Below are 13,926 nucleotides of genomic sequence, written 5' to 3' on the forward strand. Positions count from 1 at the left end.
CACTGTATCTATTACAGTGCTGTTCTAAAATGTTAGTGACGCTCTGTTTTGAATCGAATTTTACTTAGTTAGCATCCAGACTTAAGGTCGCTAAGGCCGCATTTTTGTCGGTATTGACTCTGCTTTCTAAAATAAACACTCGACTTGGGTCGATTTGAGCCTGCTCTACCAAAAAGGTTTTAACCGCGTTAGCACGTTGCTGAGCTAATTCGCCGAGTTCGTCTTCTGAGATATCTTGCTGATTAAGAGTAAAGTTATATAAAGCGATGTGCCAGCGGGTTTGAAGCTCGACACTGTCAATTTGTGGGTGCTCTTCACTAATGGCTTGTTTAATTAACTGCGGATCTAGTTGTAAATCTGATTGATATAAAGCTATTAATGCGTCAGTTAATGGCCCTTGCTGAGGGTATTGGCTAGCAGATAAATCCGCCGGTAATTCCTCTGCGGGTATTTGTGCTAATTGCGCCAGCTTTTGATGTAACTGCTGTACTTGCAAGGCTTGTTGGTCGTTAACTAAATCAACGTCACCTCTAACATTAAGCTTCAGTAGCGGTCTATCGTTAAGGGCCTTTGCCAGTGATGTTAATGTGCTTTGCTGCTTATCAGTAATATCAAATTGACCATAATCAAATGCAATTTTATCCATCTCGTCATCATCACCGCCAACTAAACCTGCCAACAGTGAAAACGGCGCTGTGATGGCTTTGGTAATGACGTTAGTGATAGCGGTCATCACAATGCCGCCAATGCTGAAACTTGGCGAGTCTAAATCACCATCAACATCAACCCCGAGGTCTATCACACCATGTCGGTCTTGTAATAGGGCAATGGCTAAGGTGATAGGCAAAGAAGTGGCGAGGGAGCTATCCGTGGGTTTACCCAGTTGTAATTGATCAATAACCAAATGATTACTACCCACTAATTGATTATTTTCTAGCTGATAATTAAGCGCTAGCGACAATTGGCCCTTGTCGATGTAATAGCCCGCGTAGGTACCAGAATAGGGGTTAACTGAAGTGAGCTCCACCTTATTAAAGGCTAAGTTTAAATCAAGGTATGGGTTAGCTAATAGCGGGTTTACATCGCCTTTTAACGTCACAGGGGCATATTTATCGATTTTACCGGCTAAATCAACTGAAGCTCTAGTGTCTGGATTGGAAGATAATTGGGTGATCTCACCATTAAGTTGCTCAATTCCTGAGGCAAAGTTTGGTGTTAATGAATTATCGGCAAAGAAGGCGGAGCTATCTTTAAAAGCAACTCTATTAATCGATAAGTTAAATGCTGCTTCAGTGGTATCTGAGGTGGCGACTTGGGCGTTGATTTGCGCTTTTGCCTCATTGTTTGAAGATAATGCGGCCTCTGCAGGTGCTGTTTCAGGTGCTGCTTCGGTGACGATCGTACTATCAGCAGGCTGAACTTGGCTAACGACTAAATCGGCAATGTTAGTGCTTCTATCTTCAGCAATGATCAAACGGCTAAATAGGGTATCAAACAAGATTTCATCAATGGACAGGGATTTAGCGTGTTGATCAAACTTAAGCTCACTAACAGTCATCGCTTGCCAGTTTAGCAGTGGCTGTTTAAGCAAATTATCTTTTATCTTTAAATCAATGATTGAAGCTTGGCCTTGATAGATTAATTTATCCTTAGTATCGGCACTGATATGACCTTTGGTACTGAAAAAACCGGATTCAAGGGTGATGTTCATAAATGGCGATATATAGGGCTGTAACTTAGCTAAGCTGGCATTTTGATAATCAAGTTCGGCTTCTAAATTGATATTTTTAGCATCAAATTGGCCGCTAGAATCAATGCGGCTTTGATTATTGATATCAACGCCCAACTGGTAGCTTAGGGGTAATGATAGATCAGATTTAAATTGCTCTGTTGACAGTGATAAGCCACTAAACAGCCAATAATTTTCAAGCTCAGTGGCAACACTTTCAGTGACTTCAATTTTATAGTCACTTAGGTTCAGTTTATTTAACGTGACTAGCCATTGTGGTTCACTTTCAGTATTTGAGTTTGGCTCAATGACGTCAGTGTTAGCGTTTTTAGGTGCATTAATCGTTGAATTAGCTGCAGGCTCTGAGGTGCCTAAAATGTGCTCAAGCTGTTCAAGTTTTGGTGAGAATAAATTCACGAAATTGATATTCTCTGGCGCTGCAGTAAGCCAGAAGTCAGCATTGTTTGTTTGCAGCTCATTGATATCAATGCTGCGCTTGGCCGTTGATACGGTTATCCCATTAAGAGCAAGTAAACCAATACTGGCTACGTTTCTGTTAGCATCTTTGGCGGTTAAATTTTTTAGGGCAAAATCAGTGTTTGTTAGTGAAACTTCTATTGGGGTGTCAGGGCTTTTTTGCGTGATTAAAAAGGTGCTATTGAGCTTGATATCAGCTGATGTCAGGCTAGCCTCAAATAAGCTATCGACCAAACGCCAATAAGGCGTTACTGACAGTGAATTGACATCCAATTGGCCATTAACTATCAGTGGGCTAAGTTGCACTTGGCCATTGAGGGTAATTTTACCGGTTTGATTATCATCAAGCTTCAATGAAAATTGATTGGCGTTAGTGCTGCTATCTAATAGCGCCGTGGTGCTAAATTGCTTTAGTAATATTGATATCTCGTTATAGCTTAAAGCTGAATCGGTAATGGCATCGGTAATCTTAATATTTGCATTGGCAAAAGTGAAATTGTTGATGTTGAAGGAGATAGGGTCACTGTCATTGGGCTCTGGTTTAACTTCTTCATCAATCGAATTGTTGGCTAAGGTGGTGACAATATCTGAAAAATTATATTGGTAAGCACTATTAGAACCGTTAGCGCTTGACGCAAATCTTGCTAAGGCGACATCAGTACCATCAATAGTCAGGTAGTCTAGTGATACATCTAAGTTAAAAAGAGACTTCCACACCATAATATCGGTGGCAATATGGTTAATGTGCATGAAGGTGTTAGCTGTGTCATCTTCTGCGATATTGATGTTATCGACACTCAATTCAAAGCTGAAAGGGTTAATCTTGATGGCTTCAATGCTGACATCTCTACCGAGTAAAGCTGATAGGCTTTTAGGCAGTTGTTTTGTTGCGATAAAAGGGATTAATAATCCTAATATCATGACAAAAATCAGATACAACATCGCAGTGTAAATGACGATTTTTTGGTAACGAGGGCGCTGTTTGAATGCTAATGTTAACGCTTTTAAAGATGACTTCATAAACATCGAGCCTATTGCTGAATAATGGCTATAGTTGAATTTAGACATTTTAACCAAATTAAGGTTCAGTTACTCGTCGGTTTTAAAACTTTTTTACAATTTATCTTCATTTGCTTTTTAAATAGACAATTGCGAGGTTACAAATTAAGCTTATGTATTAATGAATAATTTCTTCATTTAGATTTTTGGGCTGCTGTGGTATCAAATTACCTGTCTTGGTTAGCTATATAGATTAATCAATGCTTTATCTCGTGGTGTAATAGCCAAGGGTAATTTCTTACTCAGATGTAGCAACTGTATGGTTTGATTCTCTTAAAAAAAGGATGCAAGGATGCAAATTAGACTCGCTTCTGAACTTGATCTCAATGTTCTAGTCACATTATTTGATGATTATAGGCAAAGTTTAGGCTTTAATGCTGAACCGCAAAAATGTCGTCACTTTATTAAAGCCCGTTTAGTTGAAAATGATTCGATGATATTCGTGGCATTAGAGGGTGAGCAAGCATTAGGCTTTGTTCAGTTATACCCATCCTATTCTTCTTTATTATTAAAGTCGGTTTGGTACTTTGATGATGTGTACGTGGCTGAAGAGTTTCGAGGCAAGGGGATCGCGACTGCTCTGCTCGATAAAGCTAAAACGTTAGCACTAGGCACAGAGGTCCTTTTTGTAAAACGAACTCAGGTCAATAATAATGAGCTAAGCTCAAGCTTGACGAATATGACTGAAGTTGAGGGAATGTACCTTTACCACAGTGAACCTTAGTTATAAATTTTATTATTGAGTCAGCCCCTAGTATAACCTTTGGAAATTGATAAAATGCCAAAGGTTTTTTTATGTCCGAGGATTTTAGATTGAACAAGAGTTTAATAGTCAATGTCATCGCCGCTGCATTAGTTGTTGCGGGGCATTTTTTAGCTTTACCAGTGGTTTTTACTATTGGTTTATTTGCCTTGTCAGGCGCAGTGACAAACTGGCTGGCAGTGCATATGTTATTTGAAAAAGTACCAGGCTTATATGGCTCAGGTGTGATCCCATCTCGCTTTGAAGAGTTTAAAGGTGGCATTAAGCATCTGATGATGGAGCAGTTTTTTACTCAAGAAAATATTGATAGATTACTGACGGAAAATAATGCTTCAGCAATAGACTTAACACCCGTTATTGAAAAGGTGGATTTAGAGCCATCATTTGATGCGTTAATCACTACAGTAGAGCAATCCTCATTTGGTGGAATGCTAGCAATGTTTGGCGGTACAGAAGCTTTAATACCGTTAAAAGAGCCTTTTATCGAAAAAATGAAGCTATCGCTGACTGACCTTGCTCAAAGTGAAGCGTTTAATCAAATCCTTATAAACGAGTTAGAACAGCCCAACGTGATGGCGGACTTACAAGCGAAAGTCGCAAATATTGTTGAGCAACGTTTAAATGAATTAACCCCAGAAATGGTTAAAGATATTATTCAAGAAATGATCCGTAAACATTTAGGCTGGCTGGTTGTTTGGGGCGGCGTATTTGGCGGTATCATTGGTGCTGTAGCGGCGTTAGTACAAGCGTAAGTTTTCTTGCTTTGCTCGATTAATAATCGACAATAGTCCTAATCTCCACTACTTTTAAGCGAGTGAGTTCAAATTGAAGGAGTGCCAATGTCCCAGCATCATAAGATTAACTATATCGAATTACCGGTTAAAGACTTGATCAAGACAAAGGCATTCTTTACCGAAGCATTTGGTTGGCAATTTAAAGATTACGGCCCTGAATACAGCTGCTTTTTAGATGTAGGTATTGAAGGCGGCTTTTATGTTGCTGATGAAAACTTCAAGGTGAGCTGTGGTAGCCCACTTATCGTGTTATACAGCCAATGTTTAGAAACTAGCCAGCGGAACATTATTGCTGCTGGTGGCAGTATTGTTAAAGCGATATTTAACTTTCCTGGCGGAAAACGATTTCATTTTGACGATGTTAACGGCAATGAATATGCCGTTTGGTCAGAATAATGATCGCCTCCAGTGGCCCGAATGGCCCACGTAATCCTTGTATGGCAAATTGCTGCTTAGATGAAGCTGATATTTGTCTTGGTTGCCACCGAAGCTATGATGAAATTCTTGCTTGGCATACTATGAATGATGCTGAAAAATTGGCTTTAGTTGATAGTTTAAAAATTAGGGCAGAGCAAAGAAAGCCCTATTAATCGAGCGATTAAATTTATGCTGATTAAAAAGCGCTGCTAAACGACATGTTTAGCAGCGCTTTTTGGATAATGGGGCTTTTAAATCATCATGGGTTTAGAGTTATTATTCGATCTCAGTTTTGAACAGTTTGAAGCCGCGAGCTTGATAATTGAGTAAGGCACTAGGATGATCTAAAGAGCAGGTATGAACCCAGACGCGTTGGGTGCCTGAAAGTGCCCATGCATTCTCAATGGCTTGGCTTAGTAAATAACCGCCCATTCCTTGGCCGATAAAACGATTGCCTAAACCAAAATACATGATTTCAACGTTACCCTGTGCTTGTTGTTGCAGCTCAAAGTAGCCCGCTGGTGAGCCTTGAAAATAAGCCACATACAGGTGCAAGTTGTCAGCCTCGCTGTAAGCTTGCCATTGCTCATCAGTCCAAGACAACTTGTCGGTCCATTGCCAAGCACTCCCCACAAACTGATATAAAAATTTATTAAATTCATATTGTTGTTTTTCAGCTTTGATGACGGTGAGATCTTTAGCATCTAATTTGGGATTGAATTGTTCAAGGCAAAGCATTTCAAGATGAAAAATGGAAACGGCAGTCATAGTGGCTTTTTATATGGTGGAAGTTGTAGCTGCAGTTTAACTGGAAACGAATAAAGTTTGAATTGAATCATTAATGAAAATTGGTGAACAGTAACTAAAACAGCCACCTATAATTTAGATGGCTGTTAAATGACTTATGACACTAGATTATGCTTAATAAGCACTGTCATGCACATTTTTAACGGCACGGCCTGATGGGTCGTTAATGCCTTGTAAGCTTGCATCCCAAAGTAAGGCTTCAGGGGTTGAGCAGGCTACCGTTTTGCCTCCTGGCACTGTTTCGGCTGCGGTTTCTAGGGGGAAGAACTCTTCAAAGAAACAGCGGTAGTAATAAGCTTCTTTAGATTCTGGGGTGTTGTATGGGAATCTAAATTTAGCATTTGCGAGCTGCAAGTCATCAACTTGTTCTGCGGCAATATCTTTTAGGCCGTCAATCCATGAATAACCAACACCATCACTAAATTGCTCTTTTTGACGCCATACCACTTCATGGGGAAGAGCGTGTTCAAAGGCTTCACGTAAAATGTTCTTTTCAATGCGGCCATCTTTAGACATCTTGGCTTCGGGGTTAATGCGCATTGCCACATCCATAAACTCTTTATCTAAGAATGGTACACGGGCTTCTAGTCCCCAAGCTGCCATGGCTTTGTTAGCACGCAAGCAATCAAATAAATGTAATTTATCCAGCTTTCTGACTAATTCTTCATGGAATGCCTGTGCATTTGGCGCTTTATGAAAATACAAGTAACCACCAAATAATTCATCAGCCCCTTCGCCTGACAGTACCATTTTAATACCCATAGCTTTAATTTTACGGGCCATTAAATACATAGGTGTCGCCGCACGAATGGTGGTGACATCATAAGTTTCTAAGTGGTAAATCACTTCTTTAATCGCATCTAAACCTTCCTGGAAGGTGAAATGAATTTCATGGTGAATAGTGCCAATTGAATCAGCAACTTTTTTGGCAGCGATTAAATCTGGTGCGCCTTCAAGTCCCACTGCAAATGAATGCAGTTGCGGCCACCAAGCATCGGTTTCACCGTCGTTTTCGATACGATGCTTAGCATAAGTTTGAGTAATCGCTGAAATTACCGATGAATCTAGGCCGCCAGATAACAATACCCCATAAGGGACATCAGACATTAATTGACGTTTTACAGCGGCTTCTAGCGCATCACGTAATTCTTCTTTGCTGGCTGGGTTATCTTTTACTGCGTCATAATCACGCCAGTCACGGTGATAATACTGGGTTAAATTGCCATCTTTTGAGAAATGGTAATGGCCTGGTTTAAATTCTTCAACGGTTTTACATACTGGCATTAGAGCTTTCATTTCTGATGCAATATAGTAGTTACCTAAGCTATCGCGGCCTGAATACAATGGAATAATCCCCATGTGATCACGGCCAATTAAGAAGGCATCTTGAGTTTTATCGTAAAGCACAAACGCAAAAATACCGTTTAATTTATCTAAAAAATCGACACCGTATTCTTGGTATAAGGCCAAGATAACTTCACAATCAGAGTTGGTTTTGTAGCGGTATTTGTCGCCTAACTCAGCTTTCAGTTGTTTGTGGTTATAAATTTCACCGTTAACCGCCAGCACAATGGTTTCGTCTTCACTGATTAATGGCTGAGCGCCATGATCGACATCGACAATGGCAAGTCTTTCATGGGCAAGAATGACTTTATCATCGGCATAGACACCAGACCAGTCTGGTCCACGGTGACGCAATAGCTTAGACATTTCTAAAGCCACTTGACGCAATTCTTTAGCGTCTGATTGGATATCTAAAATCGAAAAAATTGAACACATAATGTGGCTCCAGCAAATATCAGGTTAAATCTAATTTAAAAGGTCACTTAAAATTGATGATTACAAACTTAAGGATCTGTATCTGAAATCTACTTTGACAGCATTTTTATCAGTGTACAAACTCTTTTGTTGAATTATTCTTGTTAAATTGGCCTTTTGGTGCGGCAAAATCTAACTTTGAAGCTATCTATTTTGAGGATCGTTTAAATATAGTGAGTTTTTGTTGAGGTATCTATATTTAACGGTGTGGATATAGACTCAGATTTTATGATTATGGAATCAAAATTAATAAATAAAAAATCAATAAAAACATTGTTATTTTGGGTGTTATTTGTACAAAAATGCCGCTTTATGATTAACACAAAACGGCATTGCTGATTTTATCTTTTTATTGGCATGCTCAAATTAAGCGCCAAGTTCACGAAAATTTATTTGGCCCTAGTTGGTTATTGACTCAGTTTTCGCTGGTCGAAGGCGATTAAACTCAGAAGCTTCATAGTAACCAGGCCAATCTTGGCTGTTGGCTAATGTTTCTGCCGCTTGGTAGTACACGCTAATATCTTGCAGCGCGCCTGATAAGTCCCACTCTTCACGGTAATGATCACAGACGTTGTGGTAGCAGCCTTTCATTAACTTTTGCATTTGCTGTTTGTATTGGGCAGTTTGCTCATCTAACGGCACACTACCACCACCGGCAAATACAGCTGGGACACCGAGTTTTGCAAAACTGAAATGATCTGAGCGGAAAAAACCACCTGATGCAGGATTGCGTTCACGGGTGACCGTTCTATTTTGCGATGTCGCTATCTCTGTTAAATAGCGTTCAAGTTCAGATTGGCCTTTACCCACTATGGTGTAATCTTGGGTTTTACCATAAACATTGGTGCTGTCTAAATTAAATACCGCCACCGATTTATCAATAGGATAGATAGGGTTCGCGGCATAATAGCGTGAACCTAATAAGCCTTGCTCTTCACCTGTGGTGGCAATAAAGGTAACTGAACGTTGTAAGGGGTTTCCTGCTTTTGCCTGTTTGGCAAACTGGCGGGCAATTTCCATAATACCCGCGGTGCCAGTGGCATTATCAAGTGCGCCATTGTAAATATTGTCGCCGTCTTTAGTTGGGTCAACCCCAAGGTGATCCCAGTGAGCTGTAAATAACACATGTTCATCTGCGGCATCGCTACCTGGTAAGGTGGCCACAACATTGTAACTGTCGGCATACTCTGCCTTGCTGCTAAAGGCGATATCTGCGCTTTGCTTAAGATCGATGTTTATGGCGCTGTTAGCGGCTCTGGCCATTAAAGTATCAAGCTCAAAGCCTGATTTTTTGAATAAGGCAGTAGCGCTGTCCATGGTTATCCAACCTTCAACCGCAATGCGCTCATCTTGTACCGCTTTACTGAATACCAAGTCTTGCTGTGGACCTGTCCAGCTATTTTCAACAACTGACCATGGATATGCCGCAGGTGCAGTATCGTGAATGATGATAGCGCCTAAGGCGCCTTGGCGGCTGGCTTCTTCGTACTTGTATGTCCAGCGACCGTAGTAGGTCATTGCTTTACCGTTAAACTTTTTCGATTCTGGGTTAGCAAAGCCTGGATCATTAACTAATATAACGGCAATTTTACCCGTCATATCAAGACCGTCATAATCATTCCATTGGTATTCTGGAGCGTTAATACCGTAGCCAACAAACACTAATGGGGCATTGCTAATATTGACTCCGCCTTTATCATGGCGGGTGCTTAGGACGATGTCTTTGCGATATTTAAGCTCAATGCCGGCTAAACTGACCGCTTGTTGCTCACTGGCGGTGTAACTGACCATGGGCACTGGTTGTAGATAACTGCCTTGATAAGCCCCTTGTAAGCCCATTTCTTCAAAAGCTGCTGTTAGGTAATCTAAGGTTAATTTTTCGCCGTGAGTTGTTGGCGCTCGGCCTTCAAATTCATCTGAGGATAAGGTTTTAATATCTTGTCTAAAACGCGCTTCATCAAAAGTGATGGTGCTGGTTTCTGATGCTAATTGCTGACTTTGTAAACTTTGATTGGTATCAGTACTTTGTTGGCTGCAGGCGCTTAAAAGGGTAAGTGCGCATAAGGGGAGTATTTTCTTCATAGGTCTTATTCCTATTGTTATCGTTTTTATGTGTTATTGCAGGTTTACAGGCTATATTTGTAGACGATATTTCAGACAAAACTACAGCGGCATAAAGGCAATAAAGATTATTGTAGCCGCATAATGAATCAAGCCTATGCATCACACAAGAGCATAGGCTTGAAATTATGTTACCTAATGTTAATCAACAGGAAATAATGGCTTAAACCACATCAATATCGCCTGCGCATTTGAACACATGGTTAGGTCTAAATGGCTCTTTATCAATATCGGTAAATTGACTAACGCCACTGGTAACCAAGATGGTTTCTAGTCCCGCTTGAAATCCAGCTAAAATATCCGTGCGCATGTTATCGCCAATAATGATGGTGTTATCTGAATGACCTTTTATGTGATTAAGTGCTGAGCGAATAATCCACGAACTGGGTTTGCCCACATAAAAAGGCATTTTGCCAGTGATACGCTCAATGGGTGAGCATAATGCGCCGCATGCAGGACTATAAGCTGGCCCGTGAGTATCAGGATTGGTGGCAATAAAACGCGCTCCTGCAGCTATAAATTTTGATGCTTTATGGATCATGTCCCAGTTAAATGAACGGGTTTCACCGACAATTACAAAATCAGGATTAATATCTGTGATGGTAAAGCCTGCATTGTAAAGTTCATGGGTGAGGGCGCCTTCACCAATCACATAGGCTTTACTGCCTTGTTGATGCTTTAAAAAGTCAGCGGTGGCCATGGCTGAGGTATAAAAACAGGTTTCAGGAACGTTAATGCCTGCAGCGCCAAGGCGATTTTGTAAGTCTTTTCCGGTTTGCACAGGGTAATTGGTGAGAATAACCAGTGGGTTGCCTTGTTCAAGTACCCGATGAATAAACTTGTCACTTCCTGGTATGAGCTTGTTGTCGTGCAGTAAAACGCCATCAATGTCGCAGATAATATTTTTCATACACTCGCCTCGAGTCTTAATCTTTAATGCTATCCATAAAAGGTTTTTTGCCCATTCATACAAACATAATTTGCGCGATAAATCATCTAAATCAATCGAGGAGGTCGTTTTAATTGGCACAAAAAAAAGCACTGAATTGATAATATCAACTTCAGTGCTTTTTATACTTGCTTAGCTTAAATGCCTAGCGAGTACATTCTTCCAGTAGGTATGCTAAATGGCGATACGAAATGCCACTGTGCTGGGTCAAGCCCACTTCACAGGTTCTGTTAGCGTAGTAACCTTCTTTGGTTTCAGCTGGGATCAGCTTTTTAATATTACGCAGGGCGCTGGCATTAATTTCTGGTTTATAAAGACCTTTTTCACCGGCATAACCACAACAAGCAATACCATCTGGCAATACCACTGTTTCAGAACAGGCATCAGCAATGGCTTGAAGTTTTGGCTCAAGTTTCATCTTGCGGGCACTACAACCTTGGTGCAGGGTCACGCTAGATTTCTTGGTGATACTTGGTTTAATGTTCGGCAAAATATTGTCGTGCATGAACTCAACTAAATCTGTAATCGCTACTTTAGGATTACCGGTTAGAGTGCGATAAGTACAAGACAATGCGTCAACAAGCACAGGGACTTTACCGTTTTCGCTTAGCTCACTCAGGGTATCAATCAGTTCATCACGCTTAGCATCCGCATTTTTGAAATCACCTTTTGACTCCCACAATTGGCCACAACACAGCTCACGAGTATTGTCTGGGGTGATCACGTTGTAGCCTGCACGTTCTAGCAAAGTCACAACTACTTCTGGCAGCGTTATCTTGTTAGGGTCTTTTGGTGTCGGGCCAAAAGTACGACCGCCACATGCAGGGAAGTACAATACCGTCTGCTGACCAGGAATATGAGCCGATGGTTTAGCGACTTTGCCGCCCTTAGGAAAGTCAGGATTCCAATATGGCACTTCTTTAGTGATCATACGGCCGACATTCATAATTGAGTTGGTGACACCATCACCAGTGATTTTATGAATAACACCTAAGGCGTCAAAGCCTGTACTGATCGCTTGGTTAACTAAACCAAAGTGATTAGCTTGAAAGTCGAGTACTTTTTGCTCTGTCGTAGTAATGTGCGGAGTACGCAATTTACGCACCAAATTACCCATGCTGTTGTCAACTGGACAAGCAATAGTACAAAGCTGACAAGCTGCACAAGTATCAATCACGTCATACTTTGAGCTGACGCGCATTGCTTCGGCGGCTTCTTTTTCACCCGATTGCTCTAAACGCTCAATTTCACGCAAGGTTGCGATACGTTGACGAGGGGAAAAGTTTAGCGCTGAAGTTGGGCAGGTTTTTTCACAAAAACCACACTCAATACAACGATCGACAAAGTCATCCACAACTGGGCAAGGTTTAATATTTTTAACATGAACTTCGGCGTCATCGTTTAATAACACACCTGGGTTCAATAACGTGGTTGGGTCGAAAATATGCTTAATTTGTTTCATTAACGTATAAGCATCAGCACCCCATTCCATTTCTACAAATGGCGCGACAGCACGGCCGGTACCATGCTCAGCTTTCATTGAGCCATCGTACTTATTAATCACCATTTCAGCCACATCTTCCATAAAGGCATGGAAGCGCTTGATATCAGCGTCGCTGGCAAAAGTTGGGGTGATAATAAAGTGGAAGTTACCTGCCAATGCATGGCCGTAAATAACCCCTTCAGGGTAGCCGTGCTTATGGAATAGTGCGGTTAAATCAGCCGCAGCTTGTGCAAGGTGTGGTAATTCAAATGCCACATCTTCAATGATAACTGAAGTACCTTTTGGGCGCGCGCCGCCAATAATTGGGAATAACCCCGAGCGCATTGCCCAGTATTTACTAAATACCGCAGGGTCGGCACTGAAGGTAATTGGGCGCTCAGTTTTAATATGAGCTATTTTAGCGGTTACTGTTTCAGTGTATTGCGCTAAGGTTTCTGAGTCATTTGCGCGACATTCGATAAGTAAAATCGCCGAACCTTCAGGCAAATGTGACAACCACTCTGGCATGCCAGGTTTACCTGTTACGGCTTTAATCGATGCCCAGTCAAGTAATTCTACTGCTGCTACCGCATCAATGTTTAATGGTGGTACGGCGCTAGCGGCATCTTCCATACTGAAAAATACTGCCATGGCAGAAGCTTTAAATTTCGCTTCTTCCACAGTGTGGTAGGTCACTTCATTAACGAAAGCCAGTGTGCCTTCTGAGCCCACAATCAAGTGGTTAATGATGTCAAATGGGTCGCTATAGTCAATTAACGCATTGATACTGTAACCCGTGGTATTTTTGATAGAGAACTTTTTCTTAATTCGCGCCGCAAGGGTAGGGTTATTTTGCGTCATTTCTGCTAAGTCCATTAACGACTGCAGTAACTCACCATGTGTTGCTTTAAATGCGGCTTTAGACTGATCACAGCCAGTATCAAGTTCAGTACCATCGGCAAAGATTAACTTAGCTGATGCAATGGTCTGATAAGAGTTTTGCGCAGTACCACAGCACATACCCGAGGCATTGTTAGCGACAATACCGCCAATTTTGGCAGAGGTTAAGGTTGCTGGATCTGGACCGATTTTCTTGTTTAATGGCTTTAAGGCTGCGTTAGCATCAGAGCCGATAACTGCTGAGCCTAAAGTGATTTTTTGGCTGTCTTCAGTGATTTCAATTTTTCTGAAGCCATCATGACCTAAGATAAGCAAAATACCTTCACCAATGGCTTGGCCTGATAAACTGGTACCAGCAGCGCGATAAGTCACAGGGACTTGATGTTTATTGGCAATTTCTAGCGTGGCTTTAACTTGCTCGACGTCATCTGCATGAACAACAATTTCAGGGACAATTCTGAAATAACTTGCATCTGTTGACCAAGCGAAACGACGTACAGGGTCGTTACTAACGGCATCTTTGCCTAACTTAACCAATAACTCATCCATGACTGTTTGATAATTAATAGTCATATTTTGTACTCATATTTTGTTATCTACAATGAGAGC

General features: G+C 41.2%; 10 protein-coding genes. 4 read left to right on the top strand and 6 right to left on the bottom strand.

Features of this window, described 5'->3' with window-relative positions; all coding sequences use genetic code 11:
• Positions 1–64 precede the first annotated feature (64 nt).
• Complete coding sequence (locus Q4591_RS16940) at positions 65–3,226, bottom strand: DUF748 domain-containing protein (protein WP_303462044.1); 3,162 nt, start codon at positions 3,224–3,226, stop codon at positions 65–67.
• A gap of 331 nt (positions 3,227–3,557) precedes the next feature.
• On the opposite strand from Q4591_RS16940, the gene Q4591_RS16945 reads away from it, so the two are divergent.
• From Q4591_RS16945 to Q4591_RS16960, 4 genes are all read left to right on the top strand, one after another.
• Positions 3,558–3,989, top strand: coding sequence for a GNAT family N-acetyltransferase (locus Q4591_RS16945; RefSeq protein ID WP_303462046.1), 432 nt, complete (start codon positions 3,558–3,560; stop codon positions 3,987–3,989).
• A gap of 89 nt (positions 3,990–4,078) precedes the next feature.
• Positions 4,079–4,780, top strand: a complete 702-nt coding sequence (locus tag Q4591_RS16950; protein WP_102436830.1) for a DUF445 family protein — start codon at positions 4,079–4,081, stop codon at positions 4,778–4,780.
• A gap of 87 nt (positions 4,781–4,867) precedes the next feature.
• The gene (locus tag Q4591_RS16955) at positions 4,868–5,218 is read left to right on the top strand and encodes a VOC family protein (protein WP_102530802.1); all 351 of its coding nucleotides are present in this window, start codon (positions 4,868–4,870) and stop codon (positions 5,216–5,218) included.
• Positions 5,218–5,412: a DUF1289 domain-containing protein gene (locus Q4591_RS16960; protein ID WP_102436834.1), complete on the top strand. Its 195-nt coding sequence runs from the start codon at positions 5,218–5,220 to the stop codon at positions 5,410–5,412. Before Q4591_RS16955 ends, Q4591_RS16960 begins: the two co-directional genes overlap by 1 nt.
• A 103-nt stretch (positions 5,413–5,515) precedes the next feature.
• Here Q4591_RS16960 and Q4591_RS16965 read toward each other — a convergent pair whose 3' ends face one another.
• From Q4591_RS16965 to Q4591_RS16985, 5 genes are all read right to left on the bottom strand, one after another.
• Complete coding sequence (locus tag Q4591_RS16965) at positions 5,516–6,007, bottom strand: GNAT family N-acetyltransferase (protein WP_102436836.1); 492 nt, start codon at positions 6,005–6,007, stop codon at positions 5,516–5,518.
• Between the two features lie 153 nt (positions 6,008–6,160).
• The gene (gene asnB, locus Q4591_RS16970; RefSeq protein WP_102436838.1) at positions 6,161–7,825 is read right to left on the bottom strand and encodes an asparagine synthase B; all 1,665 of its coding nucleotides are present in this window, start codon (positions 7,823–7,825) and stop codon (positions 6,161–6,163) included.
• A gap of 438 nt (positions 7,826–8,263) precedes the next feature.
• A complete protein-coding gene (locus Q4591_RS16975; protein WP_102519633.1) occupies positions 8,264–9,946 on the bottom strand; it encodes a M28 family metallopeptidase in 1,683 nt (560 codons plus the stop codon).
• 202 nt (positions 9,947–10,148) lie between these two features.
• Positions 10,149–10,895, bottom strand: coding sequence for an HAD-IIA family hydrolase (locus Q4591_RS16980; protein WP_102436842.1), 747 nt, complete (start codon positions 10,893–10,895; stop codon positions 10,149–10,151).
• A gap of 184 nt (positions 10,896–11,079) precedes the next feature.
• On the bottom strand, positions 11,080–13,890 hold the full coding sequence (locus Q4591_RS16985; RefSeq protein ID WP_303462051.1) for an FAD-binding and (Fe-S)-binding domain-containing protein: 2,811 nt from the start codon (positions 13,888–13,890) through the stop codon (positions 11,080–11,082).
• Between the last annotated feature and the right edge of the window lie 36 nt (positions 13,891–13,926).

This window comes from Shewanella sp. 3_MG-2023, from assembly GCF_030548765.1.
Classification (GTDB): Bacteria; Pseudomonadota; Gammaproteobacteria; order Enterobacterales; family Shewanellaceae; genus Shewanella.

Bases quoted from the DNA above. Each gene is read 5' to 3' on its own strand.
- Q4591_RS16960 (WP_102436834.1), top strand. From the start codon at position 5,218: ATGATCGCCTCCAGTGGCCCGAATGGCCCACGTAATCCTTGTATGGCA.
- Q4591_RS16945 (WP_303462046.1), top strand. From the start codon at position 3,558: ATGCAAATTAGACTCGCTTCTGAACTTGATCTCAATGTTCTAGTCACA.
- Q4591_RS16940 (WP_303462044.1), bottom strand. From the start codon at position 3,226: ATGAAGTCATCTTTAAAAGCGTTAACATTAGCATTCAAACAGCGCCCT.
- asnB (WP_102436838.1), bottom strand. From the start codon at position 7,825: ATGTGTTCAATTTTTTCGATTTTAGATATCCAATCAGACGCTAAAGAA.
- Q4591_RS16965 (WP_102436836.1), bottom strand. From the start codon at position 6,007: ATGACTGCCGTTTCCATTTTTCATCTTGAAATGCTTTGCCTTGAACAA.
- Q4591_RS16975 (WP_102519633.1), bottom strand. From the start codon at position 9,946: ATGAAGAAAATACTCCCCTTATGCGCACTTACCCTTTTAAGCGCCTGC.
- Q4591_RS16980 (WP_102436842.1), bottom strand. From the start codon at position 10,895: ATGAAAAATATTATCTGCGACATTGATGGCGTTTTACTGCACGACAAC.
- Q4591_RS16955 (WP_102530802.1), top strand. From the start codon at position 4,868: ATGTCCCAGCATCATAAGATTAACTATATCGAATTACCGGTTAAAGAC.
- Q4591_RS16985 (WP_303462051.1), bottom strand. From the start codon at position 13,890: ATGACTATTAATTATCAAACAGTCATGGATGAGTTATTGGTTAAGTTA.